Raw genomic sequence first — 21,469 nt, 5'->3', positions numbered from 1 at the left:
CCATTAACTGCTTTTGTTTTATCGTTTTACTTTTTTCAGATTTAACTGCGACAGCAGCATATTACATGCCTTTTTTTCATTATTTTCCATATACTCATCCTCAGGCACACAGGTTAAAGCGCCAAAAGAGCAGGCACGGACACATGCAGGCTGTAGGCCATACTTTACCCTCGTATTGCATCCGTCACATTTAATCATCTTCCCATCTGATGGACGGTAACGGGGAGCTCCGAAAGGACAGGCCAGGGCGCAGCTTTTGCAGCCGATGCAGTTGGTGTTGTCATAAATTGTAAATCCGGTTTCCTGATCCTTAATCAGGCATCCAACCGGACAGGCAGCAATACATGGTGCATCCACACAATGCATGCAGGCAGCAGAAAGATAAGCGCAGTAGGTGCTGCCATCCGCCATTTCTACCTCATTATCGTATGTTTTCCTAAAGCAGGATTCTCCTGCCGCCAAATCAATATCATTCTGATCCATACACCCCATCATACAGGCAGAGCAGGCACAGCAGCGATTCTCGTCAAATACAAAAACATGTTTCATTCTTCCGTCTCCTCACTTTTACTGATATTGCAACGCATTCCTTTATATCCAGGAAAACCGGTATATGGATCCAGATGGTTACGTCCGATGAGGTTGTTTACATTGGCCTCTGTATAGCCATGCAGGGCAAGGATTACACCTGGTTTAATTTTACCTGTGACTTTGACCATCATGTGTATTTCACCATATGGACTGGACAATGTCACATCATCCCCATCCATAAGCCCCAATCTGTCGGCATCCTGACAGTTGATTTCACAGGTAGGATGTGGCCGCAGGCTGCGAAGCCATGGGGTCTCATGGACACGTGAGTGGATTGCATAAGGCATGCGGGCGCCCGTGCAAAGATAGAAGGGATACTTTTCCTTCATTTCAGGACTGTTCTGATCATCCAGGGGATCCCGGTAGCTGGGCAGCGGGTCCAGGCCAAATCGGGAATCTACTGCTGCTATTGTCATGGAATAAAATTCGAATTTTCCTGTCGGGGTATTAAAACCATTTTTTAAACATCCACCTGGCTGTACCGGCCATACGGCTGTCGGCACTTTAACAGGTAAATCACTTTTCTTCAAATCCCCAATCGTCAGGCCACAGCCGTCAATCATCCAGTCCAGACAGGCCTCATAGCCTTTTTTTAACAGTTCATCGTCCAGCTTCATGACACTGGCAAGTTCACAGAGAATGTCCACATCAGACTTGGATTCATACAATGGCTGTATCGCCGGTTTAGTATAAAAAAGATATCCGCCTGCATAGCATTTCAGTTCACTGCGCTCTACAGAGGTACAGGCCGGCAGTACGATATCAGCATAATTTGCCGATGTAGTCATAAAAAGGTCCACATCCACGATAAAATCCAGTTTTCGCTTCATGACCTCCAAAAGCCTGTCTGTCTCCGGAAACATTTTGGCATTCAGGCCCAGGGCAAATATGGCCTTAACAGGATAAGGTGTTTCCTCCTCCATCTGTCTGATCAGGTCCATGGCCTGGAATTCATTAAACTTAGTATCCCACAGCGGAAAACGCCCGGCACCGATACGTGCAGGCCCATCTGGTTCGCGGCAGGTCCTGAATTCTTCATCCCTGGTTTTAAATCCCGCGGATTGGCGAAGGAAAGAGGCCGGTTCCGGGTAATTGCCGCCAGCTCTGTCAAAGTTCCCTGTCAAGGCAGCCAGACACAGGACTGCCCTGTGTGCGTTAAAGCCATTGATATGGTGAACAAGTGCAGAAGCTGAATAATTAGTACTGGCCGGACCATTGGTGGCAAAAAGTTTTGTCGCTTCGTAGATGTCCTCTGGTTTAATACCCGTAATCCCGCTGACCTTGTCCAATGGGTACTCCTGGACCAATGTCTTGTACGCTTCAAAGCCATATGTATATTTTTCTACATAATCCATATCGGCCCAGCCATTTTCTATAATCAGCCTGGCCATACCTAAGGCCAAGGCGCCATCCGTACCCGGATTAATATGTAAGAATATATCAGCCAGATTTTTTGCTGCAGGTGTATCACGGATATCAATGATAATGACCTTTCCTCCACGTTCTTTAAACCTGCGCACCCCTTCCACCGACAGATGGTGGGAATAGTAGCCGTCATAATTCCAGCCCAGGAATGTATTAGCATGCGCTAAATCTGCCGAACCCTCGCATCCTGCCGTCACCTTGTCAGCAATCTTTTTAGAGACAGCACAGACACTGTCATCCGTGCCGAAATTCACACTGCCGAACACATGGGCGAACCGATGGAAAATTGGACGGTACCACTTAGAGTATCCGCTGTAAAAGGCCACGGAATGAGGCGAGTATTCTTCCTTCACCTTATTCAGCCCCTCTGCAATGAGATGGTATGCTTCATCCCAGCTGATTGGTTCAAACTTACCCTCTCCACGCTCTCCTACACGGCGCAGCGGCGTTCTGATACGGTCCTCCCGGTAAATATAATTACGCTGGGAAGAACCCTTGGTGCAGAGTTTACCATGGCTGTAAGGATGTTCCGGCGTTCCTTCCACCCGGATTATCTTTCCGTCCTTTACATAGCAGTCCAGGCCACAGTGATGGCTGGGGCTGCAGATTGCGCAGAGGGAATGCCGGATTTCTATGCCAGTGTCATCACCGGGTATTTTTGCTTTCAGTTTCTTTTCCAATTCAGTCAAGGCATCTTCCTCCTAAGAAGTTAATAAAGTCATTGGGAAATCCTTTATCTTTCAGATAACAGATGGTCTGTATACTTAACCCTGCTTCTGGATTTTCGATGGATTTTATAAACGCGTTCTTTACAATACCGTTACTATCTGATGAACCGATTATATTCATACACTTAATGGACTTCCCATTACGGATGGCACGGATATAATAGCGGCAGTCCTCATATTCATAAACCTCATCCTGCCTGCAGCAGGAGCTGACGTCCCCAATACTGATGAAATCATAATCCAGATAGTGGGCCAGATTAACCAGGACATTGGCGCCAAACTCCATATGTCCACCCGCCATATTTGCACCAGCCACCTTGCCCTGTTCAACCGCATTAAACCAAAGGCCAATACTTCGCTGTGTGTTGCTTTGGATATCATATGCTTCGCAGCAGTCACCCGCTGCATAGATTCCTTCATAGTTGGTTTCCATCCGCCGGTCTACCAGAACCCCCCGGTTCAAAGCCAGACCGCTTTCCCGCAGAAAACCGACATTCATACGCACACCAATGCATACAGCCACGATGTCCGCGGTGAAACGCCGGCCACTCTGCATAACGGCGGTAAGCTGTCCGTCTTCTCCTTCCTCAATGTGTGAAAGCATCTGCCCACAATGCACCCCTACCCCTTTAGCCTCCAAATCCCTTTGGGTGCGCTTTGCAGTTTCCTCAAACGCCGCCGTATAGAACATCCAGTCTGCGCCGTCCACCAATGTACAGTGAATATTGCGTTCCACCATATTTTCCACAATCTTGATACCGACCCAGGAGGCACCTATCACAATACCACGTTTGACTGTTCCGCTTTCTAACTTCTCCTTCAAACAGACGGCATCCTGGACAGTACGCATTTTGAATACTCCGAACAGATTTAATCCTGGGATAGGAGGCATGACGGCAGATGCCCCCGTACTGATTAAAATCCGGTCATACCGCACATGGCTGTCATCAGCAAAACACAGGATTTTCTCTTCCGGTATCATTCCTGTAACCGGCTGATTCATATGATAATTCAAATTCAGATCCCTGCAGATTCCTTCCAGGGTACCGAACGGAAAAAGCGCATCATAAGGAATGGCATTTTTTACATAGTAGGTGGTCAGCATCGGATTATACGGCCCAAGGCCAGTGTCGGAATAAATATCAATCACTGCCTCCGGAGACCGTTTCCTCACTTCCTTCGCTCCGTTGTATCCGGCAGAACCAAAGCCAATAATGGCTACTTTGTCCATATATTTTTCAATTCCTCCAATCAGACTTAATTAGTTATGAGAAAAGCCGTAGTAAACACGATACAGGAGACAATCATGTGCAGTACAATGCCCAGCATGGTAGCTTTACTGCGAAGCCTTGCATTTGGGATTTCACTGCGGCCATGGAATATGGAGGCCGGAGCAGAGGAACCCGGCAGGAATATGCCTATGTTGGCAGCGTAAACCAGCGCACAGCCAAAAAACATGGGATTTACTCCTGAAGCAAGTATAAATGGACTGATTACTGGAATCATGGCATTTCCAAGAGCAATATTTGAGCCAACATTTGTCAGGAATATCATGAAAATAATCGTAAAAATCATGATGAATACAGGGCTGCGTCCTGCAAATACCGGTGTAAAAACACTGGTCAGCCAGGGAACAATCCCGGTAGCCTCCGATGTCAATGAACCGGCCAATGGGATTGTAACCGCACACATGAATATGACAGGCCAGCTGACCGCCGCATCACTATTCTTTATATCATTGAATATGATAGCAGGCTTTCCATCATTTTCGCCTCCGGGTATAATCATCAACAGCACCGTACAAAGACAGAACAGGCCGGGGACCGTCAGTATGTTCTCTATAAAGTTTGTAATAACAGTACCCGGAAATGTACCTGTATAAAGTGACAAAAGAACCGTAACAAGGTAAACTGCCATAATACGTTTAGCCCTGGGGCGCAGATACCTGCTTTCCTCCCCCAGCTTATCTACATCAAAGGTTCCCATTCTGGAAAAATCCACCTTGAAAAGTTTTGCGCCCAAGATGACATACCCCGAAATTACAGTTGTACCAATGACTGATGTACAGAGAAACATCTGTCCCAAATTAATTTTTGAACCTGTCATATTAGCCCAGCTTGTAGCCAGACCCAGCTGCCAGCCCTGGTATGGCATCATGGAAACCCCCAAAAGCAGCGACACCAGGATCCCGCCAAACCCATAGTACCGGAACGTGCTGTCCTTATCATAACCGCAGGAATCAGCAATGTCATTCCAAACGCTGTAAAGCAGCAGAAACATTGGAATCGTATCCAAAACAATACAGGACCACATGAACACAAACATGAAGCACCATGTGTAAAAAAGAGGTCTTCCGATAAAAACCTTTCTTGACAGGGTTTTTCGGACAAACCATCTGCCTACGCCATATATGACTATGGCTCCGATTGTAAAGTACTGTGTGATGATTTGAAACACAAGGGAGCTGCCCATCATGGATGTGATACCAGCCGCCATGCTCTCAGGATAACCGGTCAGTCCGAACGCAATGATTGCCATCAAGGAGGGCCAGATGATTTCGCATGTAGAATAAGCGTAGACCGCCCCCAGAAACACTCCTAAAAGCTTCATCCCGACCCTTGTTACTGTTGAGAATGTAGGAAGATAACCAAAACCAAACATTAATAAGATAGAGACTATAATATGAAAATACTGTATATATGAAATGTTCTTTTTCACAGCTATTTTTTCCGCCACTCCACTTTTCCCCTTTCATTTTTCCGTGCATCGGCACGGTCCTGCCAGAATCAGTCCGCCTGCTGGAAATACTGTGGAATCTGGATTCCGCGAAGATGTCCAATTCCCAGATTTTCCGTTGTCCGTCCCTGTTCATAGTAATTTGTCTGATTGATGGCTTCTGCCACCTTCACCATCGATGCATATAGCGGGGTCTCCACTCCCACTGCCCTTGCGACAGACAAAAACAGGCAGCCCAAAATAGGGATATCCTCCGTAATATGCCTTACAGTCAGGCTATCCGGCCCCTCAAGATCCTTAAAATGGTCAAACTCATGAATATCCTGATTGGCATACTTCCGGAATGAATTGGATGGAGATGGAGCACAGTGGAAACCCAGGGCATCCATAACCGCCTTTTTCTCCTTCCAAAGTCCGTCTGCCAGATTGATGGTACTCCGGCATATCCCCTGCTTAAAAATGTAATAAGGTTCCCTGCTATTTTCAATCGCACCTGCATTTACCAGGGTTAGCGAAATATGGCTTAATAGATTGGGCGCACTAAATGCAGCCTCTAATATACAGCTGGATGGAGTTAACTCATACACATCCTTAAATGCCTCAATCAGACACGGCGTATTCCGGGCCGGGAATGCAGCAGCATCTTTAGGGCCATAGGCATTGCCGATTAAAACTGTATTTTCATCCGGTCGCCTGCAGGAAAACAGATTACCCGATGTCTCTCCAACAATGATATTTTCTGCGGCACATTCCTTAAAAACCCTGTAATAAATAAGCGAACCCAGGTTTCCGGCGCTTAAAAGCACCTTACTGCCCGGCATGATGTATGGAGCAATAATACGCGCCACGTCCTCATCCCAGTTGGAAACCGTACAGCAGATGACTAATTCAACATCAGCCAGCGCTGTCTGTATATCATTGGTAACCGCATGGATTACAGCACTCCCCTGCACTGCACCGGTAAGTTCCATTGTCTTTGAATATTCCGTGGACTTTATTGGATTTTCCTCCATCCCTGTGCTGCACAGCCAGACCTTATGGCCTCGCATGGAAAGATCTGCAGCTACCGTATATCCTGTGCCGCCTGTGCCTATAACTGCAATTTTCTTCACTTCATATTCCCCCAATGTATTATTTTTTAACGGTTACAGAGACAGACATTCTGCCAATTGGGACATATCATCCAGCTGGTCTATCTTCTTGCATAAATCGATGAAGCGTTGAATCTTATCCTCCGGCAGATTAACTGCCCGCGCTCCTGACCGGAATGTCTGTTCAACATCTTCCCAATCAAATGGATTCTGAGGATGTCCTTTAGGGAATGGCAGCGTCACTTCGAACTGCTGTCCGTCCTTCAATGTAACACGCATGCCGGTAGTGGGGAATAAGCCTTCCGTGAACATTTTAAATGCTTCAGGCAGCGTCTGCAGCCGATCCGGGTCCAGCTTCACCCGGGAAGCCATCTCCAGCAGTTCCTTGTCAGCCAGACCATCCGCCCTGTACCAATTCGCCCCTGGTTCACCGCGCAGCAGATAAGCCGCCAGGCAGTAAGGGACGCTGAACTGCGCATCACGGCAGCTGGCATAACCATCCCAACTAAACTTATCACGCTCCTCGTAGGTAGGAGTCATGAAAATTTCCTCAATATCCTCTGCATTAAAACCATGTTCTGTCTTCAAGTGGTCAAGACAGTCCAGGGGAGTCTGAATCCACATATTGGCAGGCCAATGCTTAAGCAGGAGCTGTCCAAACAGATACTCTGTCCCAAGATTGCGGTCTATCCATCCCTCGTTGGCAAATCCACGCATCATCATGGGATATCCGGATTCCCCATCCATGATATTATAAATATTATCTAACTCATTCCGCTTTGCCATTCCTGCCAGCATGGTTCCAGTCAGGCCGGTAATCGCATACTGGAGATGATAAAAGTCAGAGCCTTGAAGGGCGAGTATTGCATTGACCACGGGGGTAGAACATCCAGTTGCGCCAAGAAGCAGGTTAAACTGGTCCGCATTACAATTTAACAGCTTTCCTGCCGGAGCTGCGCTGGCAAAAATCTGCCAGGATCCAAGCCCCCATCCATACTTAGTCGTATCATAATCCAACGTAGGCTGAATATAACAGGCTACCCGCTGATAAATCTCAAAACCACCAATTACCGCAGTGATATAATCCTTCCCCGTAAGATGCATTGCCTCCGTCATTGCCATTGAGACAGAAATCAGATGGGCGCTGGGATGGCCCGTGAAACTACAGTCTTCCCAGTCCAGTGTATCGGCGGCAGTAGCATTGGCCATGACTGCTCCGTGCATAGGGACTTTTCCTGATTCCCCCCACATAGTAGACATCAGATCCGCTTGCGTTCCGACAACAGCTCTTGCCGCAGTCCTTGCACTGACTGCCGTGGGAAGGGTTCTTCCAGACAGCGCGGCACCTACAACATGCAAAGTGAGTTTCTTGGCCTTGTCCGTTAATTCCGGAGCTAAATGTTCAAATTTCAGATTTGTAATAAAATCACATAATCCCTTTGTGTACTCTGTCATACTATACCTCCTCATGATTTTAAATTGTCCGCCGGCTTAATCATTATATTCATAATATCAGTTTATATCTGCAAAATCATTGTGCAATAGGATACCATATACAGCAAAAAAGCCACAAAAGCATTATCCATTTGAACAATACCTTTGCGGACTTTTTAAGAAAAATATACTTTTTATATAATTTTCAGTTCATTCGTTCTCAGAGTACGGAAAATGTATTCCACCGGCCTCCAGATAGTTGTGGCAAAGAAATGCCAGACGGAGGGTAAGAAGTCCATCCGCATTGTGAATCGAGAATCCTGTAAGTTTCTCAATTTTATCAAACCGTTTCTGTAATGTATTCCTATGCGTATAGAGTTTCTGTGCTGTCAATGTTAAGTTAAGCTCACATTCAAAGAACATTCCAAGAGTATCCATCAGTATCCTGCTCATTTTAGAGACAAGTAACCGCCCATACACATAGGTAACTATATTCTGAAGCACCTTCTTAGAGCTGTGTGCAATAAAATTACCAAGTACAATAGAATTACCCAAAAACACACTTCTTTCCGGAAAAAGCAGCCGGCCTGAAGAAAGCCGTAATATCAACTGTTCATATTGCCTCTCATAATCAGAAAACTTGTTACATTGAATTCCAATGACTGCATGCAGCGCCAGGCAATATTCCCTTTTTGCGATTTCCGTCAGCCTGGTACATAATTCAAAAAGATATAGGGCATTAACTTCTGGATTCTCTTTCCTGTTTACAGATAAGATAACCGCATTTTGTTCCTGTAAATCTGATAACACCAAATCCTGCTTGAGATAGAAATAACTTGGCAGCTGATTCAAAAATTGTTTTACAGAATATTGATACTGCTTTTGGTCAAGAACCAGCTTCCGGCTCTCAAGGGGCTGTTCCAGTATATCGAATTTAGAAAGCTGGATAAATAAACTGGTACGGGGAATTGACAGTTCAACTCCATGCTGCTGTAAATCAGCAATGAGTTGAGAACTATCTAACGGATGGACCCCAACCAGTATTGCCAGAATATCATTAAGAGACGAGGTGTTCCCTTTCTGTTCATCCATCAAATACTCCTGTTCCAGCATTAATTCTGCAACAGTTTTGGCCAGGACTAAATAGGTATTATCAGCGGCGGGCAGCTTTTCCAGTTCAATTGCACCTATCATGTGGCCCCGAACAATCATATGGCACATGGATGTCACCATGTCCGTATCTCCTAAAGGCTGTAACGGATTAGGGACACGTGTCTGCTCCATATACTTACACGCAGCAGTATTCACTTTTCCTATATGCTCCGCAACAGAAGAATTGACAATCATCCCTTCACAATTCATGATATTGATAGGATATGGAATCAGTGGTTCTAATTTTTTGAGAATGCTGGTGGTGGTAGTTGTATTTAGTAGCATGATTATCCTCCGCATATCAGGTATCCGGTTGATTGTACATAGTAAAAAAAATATATCACAATTTCATGAACCACACAACAGGGGGGATATTAATACGGATATCAAACCTTGCACAAAGCATCACTTTCTTATTATGACACTGCCACATTAAAAAGGACGGCCCCGCCGGGATGATACTACACATCCCCAGGCAGCCGTCCTTATCCTTCATATCCTGCTAATCCGCAGAGTCTACTTTAACCGCAGGATCATGCTTCATCCGCACATTCCACTTTATCTACAAAACCCGCTTTATCCACAAAATCCGCTTCATCCGCAGAAGGAATCCACAATCCGCTCCATTTCCATCCACTTCTTCTCCATATCCTCCACCAGACCGAACTGGGTACGGCAGCGGTCCAGGTTGTGCTGCTCCCTGGCAATCTTAAAGTAGGTGTCGCCTTCCAGGTAATCCGTCAGGAAACGCATCCCGCATTCCAGCGTCATGAGCCGCGCGCCCTGTGGGAGCATCCTGATTTCCTTCCCGGTAAGGCTTCCGGCGCATCCCTCAAGGAATCCCTTTGTATAAATTTCAAACAGCGGCAGGGACAGGGATACCTTGCTTAAATCCGTCTCGTCCTCCTCTGCCGTATTGGCGCCGAACCGGATGGAATCGCCAAAATCAAAGATGGAAAGACCGGGCATCACCGTATCCAGGTCAATGATGCAGATTGCCTCGCCTGACTGATTGTCAATCATGATATTGTTAAGCTTCGTGTCATTGTGGGTTACCCTTAAGGGCAGCTCCCCCTTCTCCAGCATATCCATGGCCAGCCCCATGTCGGCTCCCCTGTCCATGACAAACCGGATTTCTTCCTGCACCCCGGCAGCCCTGTGGCAGATATCCTGCCCCACCACTTCCTTAAACCGTTCAAACCGTTTTGGCGTGTCATGGAAGCCAGGTATGGTTTCGGTCAGTTCCCTGGCCGGATACTTAGACAGCAGGCGCTGGAAATGGCCAAATGCCTTGCCGCTCTGATAAAAGTCTTCCGGTTTCTCCACCAGGTTATAGCAGGTTGCGCCTCCGATAAACAGGTACATCCTCCAGTAATTCCCCGCACTGTCGATATAGAATGTACCGCCGTCCCTGGTCTTTACCAGGTTCAGGGTCTCCCGGTCAGGGTCCCCGCCATGTTTAATGACCTCCTGCCTTAAGAAGGTGGTAACCCCTTCGATGTTCTTCATCAGGGACACCGGGTCCTTAAAAATGTCATCGTTCATCCTCTGAAGGATATAGGGACGGCCGCACACCAGTTTAAATGTATCATTGATATGCCCGCTTCCATAGCGCTCACAGCTTACTATTCCACCGTCCGTGGCAAACGCCCCTGCTGCTTCCTCCAGTATACATGTCTCCAGTTCTGCACTCATCACCTAATCCTCCCACAGTTTTTGTGGATACAGCCCGCTGTCCTTCAGTCCTTTTATGGCCTTTACCACCATTTCCTTGTCTTCCTTGTAAGTAACGCCGTACCAGCGGTCCACGCTTTTTAACACAGTGACCTCTGCCCGGCCTGATTTAAGCAGTTCATCCACCACAAATGGAAGGAAATACTCACATTTCAGCGGATTAACAGGCAGGTTCTGTTCCAGGAACGCCCCAAACCGTCCATCCAGTTCGCCCAGGATACTTTTCGTAAATCCCCACATGTTCATGGATACAATGGTGGATTCCGGCAGTCCAACCCATGTGGCCCCGTCATCCTCCGTATATTCCGCCAGGCTGCCATGCTTCTCAATCCTTGTGCGCTCATGGATATCCGCCAGGTGGTTCTCCCCGTCCACCGAGCACACGCCCCTTGCCACATGTCCATTTTCTGTCAGGGTGTTGTAGAGCTGGTAGCCGACCATGGTATACTGGTACCTGTCATCATCCTCCACCGATGCCAGCTGGTCATAAATCATGTGAAATGCTTCCTTCCCATAGTAGTCATCCGCATTGATGACTGCAAACGGGCCGTCAATCAGATCCTTACAGCACAGCACTGCATGGGCGGTGCCCCATGGTTTCACGCGGCCCTCCGGCACCTCAAACCCTTCCGGGATCTTATCCACCTCCTGGTACACATAGGCCACGTCCATATACCTGCTGATACGGTTGCCGATATGAATCTTAAATTCCGTTTCAATGGCCTTCTTGATAATGAAGATAACCTTCTCAAATCCAGCCTGTTTTGCATCAAAAATGGAGAAATCAATGATGATATTGCCATATTCATCCACCGGGTCAATCTGCTTTAACCCGCCGTAACGGCTTCCCATACCAGCCGCCATAATCACCAGTACCGGTTTTTTTCCCATGTCTTCGTCCTTCTTTCACTCGATTCATTTTGTGGTTAACCCTTAACACCGCCGCCCGTGACACCTGCAATGATTTTCTCAGACAGGAAAATATACAGGATGAAGGTAGGCAGGAATACGATGACCACGGCCGAGAACATACCGGCCCAGTCTCCTGTGTATTTCATGGAGTTAATCATGGAGTACAATCCCACCGCAACAGGACGCACCTTATCCGAGTTACCAAATATCAGGGAAATGAAGTATTCATTCCAGATATTGATAAAGTTGAAAATGGTCACGGTCACAATACCCGGCTGGGCCATAGGAAGCATGATCAGCCAGAAGGTCTTTACCGGCGGGCAGCCGTCTATGGCAGCCGCCTCCTCAAATGCCCTGGAAAGGTTGGCAAAAAAGGTGGTAAGGAATATGGTGGTATATGGCACATTGATGCCGATATACAGGAAAATCAGCGTACCCCTGTTGGCAGCCACATTATTAAGGATGTTAAGACCTGCCACCATTGCAAACAGCGGAAGCACGATCATTACCACAGGAACACCCATGGATGCCACCAGCCCCGTCTGTATCAGCTTATTGCACACAAAGTCAAAACGTGACAGTGCATAAGCGGCAGGCGCGCATATGACAATCAGCATGGTGCAGGACACAATGGAGTAAAACAGCGAATTAAAGAATATGGTGGACACATCGGAGTTCACCCATGCCTTCACATAATTCTCAAAATGAAGCCCGCTCTCCAGCAGTTTGTTGGAGAAGATCTCCTTGGTGGTGGAAAAGCTGGCGCAGAGCACCCAGCCCAAAAGCACCAGGGTAAAGAAAATCCACAGAGTCAGAAGCAGATAACCAGGCGCCAGTTTCAGCTCCTTCTTCCAACGGATGGGTTCACTGTATCTCTTTTCTTTCTTACCGAACATTCCTGACATATACATTTCCCCCTCCCTTAGAATTCCAGATCATCATCTTTCAGAAGATGATTACACAGCCAGAACACGGCAACCACGCACACGCTCAGCATGACGCCCACCGCCGCACCGATACCCGAGTTCCTCTCTGTCACACTGTTTCCCGCGCCGAAAATCTGCATATAGAGATAAACCATGGGCGTGATGGTCTGCGTATCAGCCGTAACCGTTGAAAACAGCTGTGACCACACGAAGAATCCAACGCTTGTAACGCTCCACATGGTAATATTCGTCCTGAACACGCCCTTGAGCAAGGGCAGTGTGATGTAGCGGAACTGGTTGAACTTATTGGCGCCGTCCAGGGTTGCCGCTTCAAAATACTCGTCGCTGATCCGCTCGATACCGCTGGAGAATATCAGCATATGGTAACCTACCATGCCAAAGCAGTACGCAAGCAGCAGCGCCATGAACTTATGGTCGTTGTCCAGCCATTGTATCTTGGCAATGGAATCCAGCCCGATGGCTGTGAAAAATGACTTTAAAAGTCCGAACTTGGGGCTGTATACATACTGCAGCCACATGGTTGCCAGGGCAACCGCACTGACAATATTGGGCAGGTAAATCATGGCCCTGAAAAAGCTCTTGAACCGGATGCCGCTGGTGATGATGACTGCAAACAGAAGCGCCAGCGACATGACGATAATGCCTCCGATAAACCATATGCGGACCAGGTTCCACATGGACATGCGGAACAATGTGGTGTTGGCCAATTTAACGTAGTTGTCAATTCCGGTGAAGGTCCATTTTGACATGGAATCCGTGATTCCCTCTATCTTGAAAAAGCTCATCAGAACCGTCCTGATGATAGGATAAAGGAACACCAGGATAAACATCACCACCGCCGGTGTCATAAACGCGAATATCATTCCTTTGTTTCTTTTCACACCAGTGCCTCCTTATTTTACTTGATGAAACGTGTAAAAGAGGTGGCAGCGTTAGACGATGCCACCTCAATGATGCTGTTACCGTGATATTCTGTTATTTGCCTGCTGCCTGGAGATTGGCTACGAACTCATCCGCTGTAATGGAACCGCCGCAGAGCTTCATCATGTTCTCTTTGATGATTGGGGTCATATCCACGTTGTCCTCTGCGCCTGCTGCCCATGGATAACGTGTGCTCAGGCTTTCCATGACCGGCTGCACGCATGCAATCTGTGCAGGCCACTCGGTATTGGTTGAATCGGAAGGGATACCTACTGACTCAACGGAAAGCTTCTTGTCAAATTCGCCCTTGGTTAAGTATGTAATCAGCTGGAATGCAGCCTCTGCGTTCTTGGAATCCTTGTTGATTGCCAGTACCTGTGCGCCGAAGTTAGCTGCTTCCGTGCCGTCCGTGCCGCCCTCAACCGCCGGGTAGCTGAAGCAACCCCACTGGAAATCATCCCCGGCCATATCCTTAACCTCGTTGGGAAGCCAGGAGCCGTTCAGGTACATGGCCGCGGTACCCATGGCCAGTTCCTGGTTCTGTCCTGCCGGCCATACGTTGGAGGCAATGCCCTCTGAGAAATATCCCTTGTTGGCAAAATCCTCATATGCCTTAGCCATCTCAAGGACGGATGGATCATCCCACTTGTTGTTCTTTACAATATCGGAGGTTTTATCATATCCGTTAATCCTGGACATATGATATCCGAACATGCAGAGGATATAAGCATCGTCACATGTAATCGGTGTATAGCCTGCATCCTTAATCTTCTGGCATGCGGCGTCCAGTTCTGCCCATGTGGTGGGTACTGCGGTCACACCGGCCTCATCAAAGATGGACTGGTTGTAGAAAAATGCAAATACATTAGGCTGGTAAGGAATGGACTTTAAGGTTCCATCTCCTACTTCCCGGCAGGCCCCCATCAGGCTTGCGCTTGCCGTGGCTTCATAATCATTGGCCTTGGCCAGTTCTTCCAGGTCCATGATGTAGGCGCCCCATGTCTTGTTCACGCGGTCAATGTCCTCGTCAAACAGATCAATATTGGTTCCTGCGTCCAGTGCGGGCTGAAGGCCTTCACGGATACCGGTACGTCCCTTAAACTGCAGGTCAACCGCGATTCCCGTATCTGCTGAGAACTGGTCAACTGCTTCCTTGATGACCTTGCCCTGAGGCTCGGTGGCTTCCCACATGGACCAGTATACAAGGCTTCCTCCGTCGCCGGACGGCGCCTGGGTATCGGCTGCTGCAGAATTATCTGCTGCCGTGGTTGCGGCTGCCGGTGCCGCGGTTGTCTCCGCTGGTTTGGACCCGCCTCCACAGGCTGTCAGTGAGCCGACCATTGCTGCTGTCAGTGCCAGTGCCCATAATTTCCTTCTTTTCATATAATACTTCCTCCTTGAATATATTTGTGTTTTTGTCCCTTCAAATACATTTCTGATACCCTTAGTATAGTAAAATTGCACATTATATTCTTTGGACTATTGATTATTAAATTTGTACGATAAGACTATTTTTATATATATTATACAAATATATGACTCCCCCTGCCATCACATGTATCATTTCTCACAGTCATCTGTAGATTGCAGGCAGACTGACCGTATGGTAAAATAACAGTAAGGAAAGCTAACGCGGAGGGCCATATGACGAGAGAAGAATTTATGGAAAAATTAAAAGATGATTCTGAATGGGCGCCGGGCTGGGAAGCCATTGACCAGGAATTTGAACGGCTTTATCCGGGACAGGATCCCAGGCATTATGCAACAAACATGGCCGCCCGGGCAATGCTTGGCGGCAGGGAGTATCTGGACGGGTATTCCATTTATGATTCGCCAAAGGGGTATAAACATATTGTCACCTATGGCATGACGGAACTCTATGCGGATGAAAAGGCATTTGGGGGCGAATGGAACAGATGGGGCTACGAAATGACAATCAAGCTGAAGGCGCAGACGCCGGAAGACTGCCTCTGGGCCATCAGCATGCTGTCAAACCTGGCACGGTATACCTATACACAAAAGAAATTCTTTGAACCATACCAGTACATTGCCGGCAACGGCGAATCCCTCCATATCGGGACAGAATCCGCCATTACCGCGCTGGTGACCGTATCTGATACCGAGGCATTGACACAGGATACGGTTTATGGGAAAACAGGGTTCATACAGCTGGTCGGCATAACGGAACAGGAGTTCCAGGCCATTCATGGACGCACGGATAAAATCCGGCTTCTGCTTCAGCGTATGAAAGAGGAGAATCCGGATCTGATAACGGATATGGACAGGACAAAATCATATCTGTAGGCATCTGTCCTGTTTGGATTTTAAAACAAACCCTGGATATCCAAAGAAGAGGGATACCTAAAGGGACGCGGCCCACTATCAGCAGCCGCGTCCCCTTTTTTCTTTTGTCATTTACATGGAAAACCAGTGTATCTCACAGGGCTTCATTTCCATTCCGGCTGCATTTCCCCGGCCGTCATAGACCGTGGTTACCTGGGGTCTGCTGGAGTTATTCACCACCGCATACTTCCCGGTTTCCGGATAGGCATGGACTTCACAGTAGATATTATCCGCATACCATTTCTTCATATCCCCTTCCCTGCCAGCGGCATAATACATGCTGCGCAGCAGGATACGCGTATTCCCATAACTGTATGGAAGGCCCGCAATGTATACGCCGCGGCCTTTTCCGTATCCATGGGCGCTGAGGTGGACCTCATGGTCTGAATATTCCACAATCTCGGTATCCCCGTCAAGGGCATAGACATTTTTCATGCTCTCCCCAAAATCAATGGGTGGTACGCCGTCATCCCCATCCACCTTACTGTTTTTCATATCCTCTGTTATGAAGTGGCCCTGGGCCTGTTTTGTATAATACTTGTCCGTGGACAAAGTATACCCCAGTTCCTTATCCACCCCCAGCACATCGGCCAGCTGGAAGAACCGTCCATTGTGATGCACGGCGCAGGGTTCGCCTACGCCCACAAAGCCCCCGCCGTTGTACACCCATCTGCGGATGGCGGTCACCAGTGTTCCATCCAGCCACTCATCCCCGCCGGACCAGGCCGTGCCCGCGTCACCCGCATTGATGATGACATCCAAATCTTCCGGGATACCGCCCTGCCTGATATCCTCAAAGCTTATGAAGGACACATCCACTCCTGCACCGCTGAGGGCCTCCAGTATGCCGAAATACGTGTAGGTCTGCTTGTACCACAATGCATGCGCCACCATATAAGGCTGCCAGGAGCGCAGCCGTCCCCAGCAGTTGAGCACAGCCACCTTAAGGCCGCAGTACGGCCTGCTGCCTGCAATGTTATCATACAGTTCCCGGAATTCATCGGTCACTTTTTCTATGTAATCCACAAACCCGGGGAACTTATAAGCCAGGCTTAAATATCCTCCGTATCCAATGCGGTCAACGGGCCTGCGCATCAGCGCGCGGCGGGCGCAGAGCCAGTTTTCCACCGCCTCCGGCACGGGGTCATTTCCCTGGTAAAAGGTGTCAGGGAAAAAGTAGGGCAGGAAACGGCCTTCCGTATACTTCACCCCCGGGATATCGGATATCAGGCGCAGGGTGGCTCCGCCGCCCACGCTTCCCACCACTGCGTCCAGACCGATTTCAGGGAAATACCTGCCGTACGGCTCGGTGCCGATCCAGTTGTCCCCCAAAAACATCATTGCCTCACGCCCGGCCTCATGTACCAGTCCCACCAGTTCCCTGGCCTTTCCCGCCACAAAACGCTGGATGAAGTCCATATAGTCCCTGTACTGCCTGGTGGGCACGCGGAATGTGGAATTATAATATCCATTGTCAACAATGTCCTCCGGTCTGAGGGAGTAGCCGTATTCCTTCTCAAACTCCTCCAGCGCCTTCACGGATACGGTCGCCCCATAGCCAAACCAGTCCACGAACTTTTCCTTTGCGTCACTTCCGAATACCAGGGTGAAATGATAGAAAAATGTGGTAAACCGCACCACATCCGTGTCCGGGTTATCCTTCAGCCACTGTACCAGATATTCCCTGGCAAATGCGCCGGACGCATCCTGTCTCACATCAAAAGGTATCTCATGGGGCTTATCGCCCCAGTTATTGGTAATATGGTTATACATCTGGGTGGGATCCCAGATGGCGTATACGAGAAACGACACCGTATACTCATGGAACGGTTCTGCATGGGGAATCACCACTGTCAGTTTTCCGCCTTCCCCGGGCTGTCCGCCGGACGCAGACGGGTTCCCCTCCACGGACAGATTCCCCCCCATGGACAGGTCCTCCTCCATGGACAGGTCCTCCTCCATGGACAGGTCCTCCTCCATGGACAGGTCCTCCTCCATGGACAGGTCCTCCTCCATGGACAGGTCCTCCTCCATGGACAGGTCCCATTCCTCAGGAGGCAGCGCCTGCCCGGCAGTCCTGTCCATGACTTCCCACCACTTCTTAGGGTCATGGTCCAGATCCGGCACCACCTGCTGGTTGAAATATCCGTCCATGAAGTCAATCCTCAACCGCGTCCCTGCAGCCGTATGCCGTTTAGACATAAGATAGAGCTGCTGGCATTCATCCATGTGTTCCCTGGCAAATTCATTATGGCCTCTTGCCACAAAATACGTCGTATAAATCTTTGCATCCAGTGATTTGATATCCCGGTCCAGCTTTGTCCCGTCACTGTCGCGGATGGCATCCGCCCCCCACCGCTCCAGAAGTTCTTTTGTCTCATCCAGAAAATCAGATTCACTGGGCAGTGTCACCCTTCCCTTTGTCTTAGACATATGGCCTCTTCCTCCTGCATCTTCCTGCATCTTCCTGTATATCCCTGCATATCCCTGCATATCCCTGCATTTTCCTGTATCCTCAGTATAAACAAATTGCCCTTTGCAGGCAAGACGGGCAGGCCAATTATATTTGTACATTCTATTGTTTTATTTGTATAATCGTATTTTATCCAGGAGAAATGTGTGATATACTCAGATTAAATCATGAATGAAAAGAGGAGTGTGCCATGGCCTATGAAAGCGTACATCTGGAGAACAGCATCACCATTGAAAATATCATCTCGGTCCATTACTTCCAGTATATGAGCGACTTTTCCTTTCCGGGGGAAAGCCATGACTTCTGGGAACTGGTGTGTGTGGACCGGGGCGAGATCATGGCGGTTGCCGGGGACCGGCAGCTGGCGCTTAAAAAGGGGAATATCCTGTTCCACAAGCCCAACGAGTTTCACAACGTGCTAACCAATGGGCGTATTTCCCCCAGCCTTGTGGTCATTGGCTTTGACTGCCATTCGCCCTGCATGAAAGCATTTGAAAACCAGCTGATGACCGTACAGGATACGGAGAAGGAACTGCTGGCAAAGGTCATTGTGGAAGCCCGCAACACCTTTGACGGACGGCTGGATGACCCGTATCAGGAAAAGCTGGTTTTCCTGGAAAAGCCGGCCTCCTTTGGAGCGCCCCAGCTCATCAGCCATTATCTGGAACAGCTGATGATCCACCTGTACCGGAGGTACTTCTCCTATCCCCTGCCGGTGCGCACAAACCATCTGCTTCCGGCCAAGCCCGGCACGGGCAATGACACCTACAACCGGATTGTCCAGTACATGGAAGAGCATATCAACGAGCAGCTTACCATTGATAAGATCTGCAAGGATAACCTGGTGGGACGTTCCCAGCTCCAGAAGCTGTTCCGGGATGCCCAGGGCTGCGGGGTGATTGAGTTCTTCTCCACCATGAAGATTGACACCGCCAAGCAGATGATACGGGACCAGCAGCTGAACTTTACGCAGATTTCGGATAAGCTGGGGTATACCTCCATCCATTATTTTTCCAGACAGTTTAAAAAGCTGACTGCCATGACACCGTCGGAGTATGCCACTTCTATCCGTCTGTTGTCGGAAAAGCCGTAGGTATGATACCTGCGGCTTCCTAAAATGGCATGATTTTTTCCAGCGGCTAATATGGATGCCGCCCACACATCATGCTTTATCTATAATATCATCTAATATCCTTCTCACATTGAGGAGATGTCCCAGGCCGACTGAAGGTTCCTTCCCCTCCAGCCATTCCCGTATGGATTCTACCGCAAAAATCCGGTAATATGAATCTGAATCCGTATCCATGCGCACCATCACCGGGGCTTCCCCATGACGCCTGAATTCAAAGTATCCGTCCCCCATGGTATAATAGCCTTTCCTGGTTACAATATTCCACCGGTTATCACGCTTACTCTTTTCATCCATTGGGTATGCATAGCCGGTTTCTATCTCCAGCGAGCTGCCGCCAGGCATTTTCAAAAGTGCTGCTGCATACGTTTCTATATCGTACTCTGAACCATATTGGAAAATGCTCCCCAACACCTGTGCCGATGTACTCTCGGTCAGCATTAATGCAAGGTCGATAAAATGCACTCCCAGATTGGTCATACAGCCTGAACCGGTTTCTTTCCGGTCAAGCATCCAGGGGGATGTTGCCAGATATCTGCCGGTCGGACCTGCTATGAACCTGAATGATATGTGCAGTATATCTTCCGGCTGTATTTCCGCCTTTAACTGCTTTGCTATATCACTGTACCGCCATGTAAGCGGAATGGCGCAGAACACATCCTTTTCCCTGGCCAGTCCCATTACCCGTCCTACATCCCCGGCACATAGGCCCAAGGGTTTTTCGATGGTAAACGGAATGCCCCTGGAAATTATCTCTCCAGCCAGTTCCGGCATATTGCAGTGTTTCTCAAAGGCAAAGACAAAGTCTGGTTTTTCCCTGTCCAGCAGTTCCCTGTAATCCCTATAGACCCTGCATCCCAGCTTTTCCCCATAACCGGCTGCCATGTCCTGGTTCTCATCCGAAACAGCCACTACCTGGAGCCCGTCCTGTTCCACAGCCCTCATGTATAAGGGCACATGCCAGTGGCTGACCCCAAGAAACGCTGTCCTTATGTCATGTATATCCTTCATTTTCTTCATCCTCCCAAATATTGATGGTAGAAATCCAGCCATCGTCCCACGGCAGTCTTACAATCCGGTCTTGGAATACATTCCATAACAACAGGACCATCATACCTGTATTCCCGGATCCAATCCAAGAATGGTTCAAACCGGAACATCCCCGCTCCCGGGAAACACCTGTTTTCATCCATCAGCTGTACAATCCGGGTCCATTTCCCATACTGTCTCAAGGTTTCCATCATGTCAGTCTCTTCCATACGCATATGATATAAATCCAGGGACATCCCCAGATTTGAAAAGGGAATCCGTTCCAATACCTTCACGGTTTCCTCCCATGTATTGAGCATGTTTCCGTCACGATGGCTGAGAGGTTCCACGGCAATCACTTCCCGGTATTTCTGCGCATATTCCGCAAGTTCAGACAGGCCTTCTTCAAAATATCCCATATACTGCCCTATATTCTGCCCATCTTCCCTTTTTCCTCTTATAAGCCCAATATGTATGATGATACCAATGCCCAGCTCCGCTGCCAGATCCACATATCCCTTCAGTCTGTCCATTGTTTTCCGCCTGATTGCAATATCGGCAGAAGACATGGACAGGCCTTTCCTGCAGGACAGGCCTGTTGCTATGGATGTCACCATCATATGGGCATGGTCCAGGGCATCTTTCAGGATACCCTTGTAATCACCTGGATTTTCTATCTGGAGCTCTACTCCCTGAAAGCCATATCCTGATGCTTTTTGGATGTTTTCCATTATATTTCCTGTCAATGGGAATGGACTGTCCTTTTCTCCACGTTCCGCAATCACAACACTGCTTATCATTCATATCCTCCCGGAGGAAAGGGC

The 21,469-nt window shown here is 48.5% G+C and carries 17 protein-coding genes; 2 read left to right on the top strand and 15 right to left on the bottom strand.

The window, feature by feature from the left end; genetic code table 11:
• Positions 1–18: 18 nt before the first annotated feature.
• From MCJ35_RS26395 to MCJ35_RS26340, 12 genes are all read right to left on the bottom strand, one after another.
• Positions 19–549, bottom strand: coding sequence for a 4Fe-4S dicluster domain-containing protein (locus tag MCJ35_RS26395; protein WP_008723619.1), 531 nt, complete (start codon positions 547–549; stop codon positions 19–21).
• Positions 546–2,705, bottom strand: coding sequence for a molybdopterin-containing oxidoreductase family protein (locus tag MCJ35_RS26390; protein ID WP_025484448.1), 2,160 nt, complete (start codon positions 2,703–2,705; stop codon positions 546–548). Before MCJ35_RS26390 ends, MCJ35_RS26395 begins: the two co-directional genes overlap by 4 nt.
• On the bottom strand, positions 2,698–3,975 hold the full coding sequence (locus tag MCJ35_RS26385; RefSeq protein ID WP_025484449.1) for an NAD(P)/FAD-dependent oxidoreductase: 1,278 nt from the start codon (positions 3,973–3,975) through the stop codon (positions 2,698–2,700). Before MCJ35_RS26385 ends, MCJ35_RS26390 begins: the two co-directional genes overlap by 8 nt.
• Before the next feature lie 26 nt (positions 3,976–4,001).
• Positions 4,002–5,354, bottom strand: a complete 1,353-nt coding sequence (locus MCJ35_RS26380; protein ID WP_240299705.1) for an SLC13 family permease — start codon at positions 5,352–5,354, stop codon at positions 4,002–4,004.
• 176 nt (positions 5,355–5,530) lie between these two features.
• On the bottom strand, positions 5,531–6,592 hold the full coding sequence (locus tag MCJ35_RS26375; protein ID WP_240299704.1) for an NAD/NADP octopine/nopaline dehydrogenase family protein: 1,062 nt from the start codon (positions 6,590–6,592) through the stop codon (positions 5,531–5,533).
• Between the two features lie 33 nt (positions 6,593–6,625).
• Positions 6,626–8,026, bottom strand: coding sequence for an MmgE/PrpD family protein (locus MCJ35_RS26370; protein ID WP_240299703.1), 1,401 nt, complete (start codon positions 8,024–8,026; stop codon positions 6,626–6,628).
• 189 nt (positions 8,027–8,215) lie between these two features.
• Positions 8,216–9,442, bottom strand: coding sequence for a helix-turn-helix domain-containing protein (locus tag MCJ35_RS26365; protein ID WP_025484457.1), 1,227 nt, complete (start codon positions 9,440–9,442; stop codon positions 8,216–8,218).
• Between the two features lie 309 nt (positions 9,443–9,751).
• Positions 9,752–10,852 carry a phosphotransferase enzyme family protein gene (locus MCJ35_RS26360; protein ID WP_025484458.1) on the bottom strand — a complete coding sequence of 367 codons (1,101 nt, stop codon included), beginning with the start codon at positions 10,850–10,852 and terminating at the stop codon, positions 9,752–9,754.
• 3 nt (positions 10,853–10,855) lie between these two features.
• Positions 10,856–11,782, bottom strand: coding sequence for a nucleotidyltransferase family protein (locus tag MCJ35_RS26355; RefSeq protein WP_008723602.1), 927 nt, complete (start codon positions 11,780–11,782; stop codon positions 10,856–10,858).
• 35 nt (positions 11,783–11,817) lie between these two features.
• Positions 11,818–12,708: a carbohydrate ABC transporter permease gene (locus MCJ35_RS26350; protein ID WP_025484460.1), complete on the bottom strand. Its 891-nt coding sequence runs from the start codon at positions 12,706–12,708 to the stop codon at positions 11,818–11,820.
• 17 nt (positions 12,709–12,725) lie between these two features.
• A complete protein-coding gene (locus MCJ35_RS26345) occupies positions 12,726–13,631 on the bottom strand; it encodes a carbohydrate ABC transporter permease (RefSeq protein WP_008723598.1) in 906 nt (301 codons plus the stop codon).
• 94 nt (positions 13,632–13,725) lie between these two features.
• The gene (locus MCJ35_RS26340) at positions 13,726–15,054 is read right to left on the bottom strand and encodes an ABC transporter substrate-binding protein (protein WP_008723596.1); all 1,329 of its coding nucleotides are present in this window, start codon (positions 15,052–15,054) and stop codon (positions 13,726–13,728) included.
• A 261-nt stretch (positions 15,055–15,315) separates the two neighbouring features.
• On the opposite strand from MCJ35_RS26340, the gene MCJ35_RS26335 reads away from it, so the two are divergent.
• Positions 15,316–15,975, top strand: a complete 660-nt coding sequence (locus MCJ35_RS26335) for a suppressor of fused domain protein (RefSeq protein ID WP_025484461.1) — start codon at positions 15,316–15,318, stop codon at positions 15,973–15,975.
• A 111-nt stretch (positions 15,976–16,086) separates the two neighbouring features.
• Here MCJ35_RS26335 and gnpA read toward each other — a convergent pair whose 3' ends face one another.
• Entirely contained in the window at positions 16,087–18,447 is a 2,361-nt protein-coding gene (gene gnpA, locus MCJ35_RS26330) for a 1,3-beta-galactosyl-N-acetylhexosamine phosphorylase (protein ID WP_025484462.1), read from the bottom strand.
• 230 nt (positions 18,448–18,677) lie between these two features.
• Here gnpA and MCJ35_RS26325 point away from each other — a divergent pair, with 230 nt between their 5' ends.
• Complete coding sequence (locus MCJ35_RS26325; protein WP_008723590.1) at positions 18,678–19,580, top strand: AraC family transcriptional regulator; 903 nt, start codon at positions 18,678–18,680, stop codon at positions 19,578–19,580.
• Positions 19,581–19,649: 69 nt separating this feature from the next.
• Here the strand turns inward: MCJ35_RS26325 and MCJ35_RS26320 are convergent, their stop codons facing one another.
• The gene (locus MCJ35_RS26320) at positions 19,650–20,627 is read right to left on the bottom strand and encodes a Gfo/Idh/MocA family protein (protein ID WP_025484463.1); all 978 of its coding nucleotides are present in this window, start codon (positions 20,625–20,627) and stop codon (positions 19,650–19,652) included.
• Positions 20,628–20,632: 5 nt separating this feature from the next.
• Positions 20,633–21,445 carry a sugar phosphate isomerase/epimerase family protein gene (locus tag MCJ35_RS26315; RefSeq protein ID WP_025484464.1) on the bottom strand — a complete coding sequence of 271 codons (813 nt, stop codon included), beginning with the start codon at positions 21,443–21,445 and terminating at the stop codon, positions 20,633–20,635.
• Between the last annotated feature and the right edge of the window lie 24 nt (positions 21,446–21,469).

It is taken from the genome of Enterocloster sp. OA13 (genome assembly GCF_022440595.1).
GTDB lineage: Bacteria > Bacillota > Clostridia > Lachnospirales > Lachnospiraceae > Enterocloster > Enterocloster hominis.
This window is presented reverse-complemented; position numbering and strand designations above follow the sequence as displayed.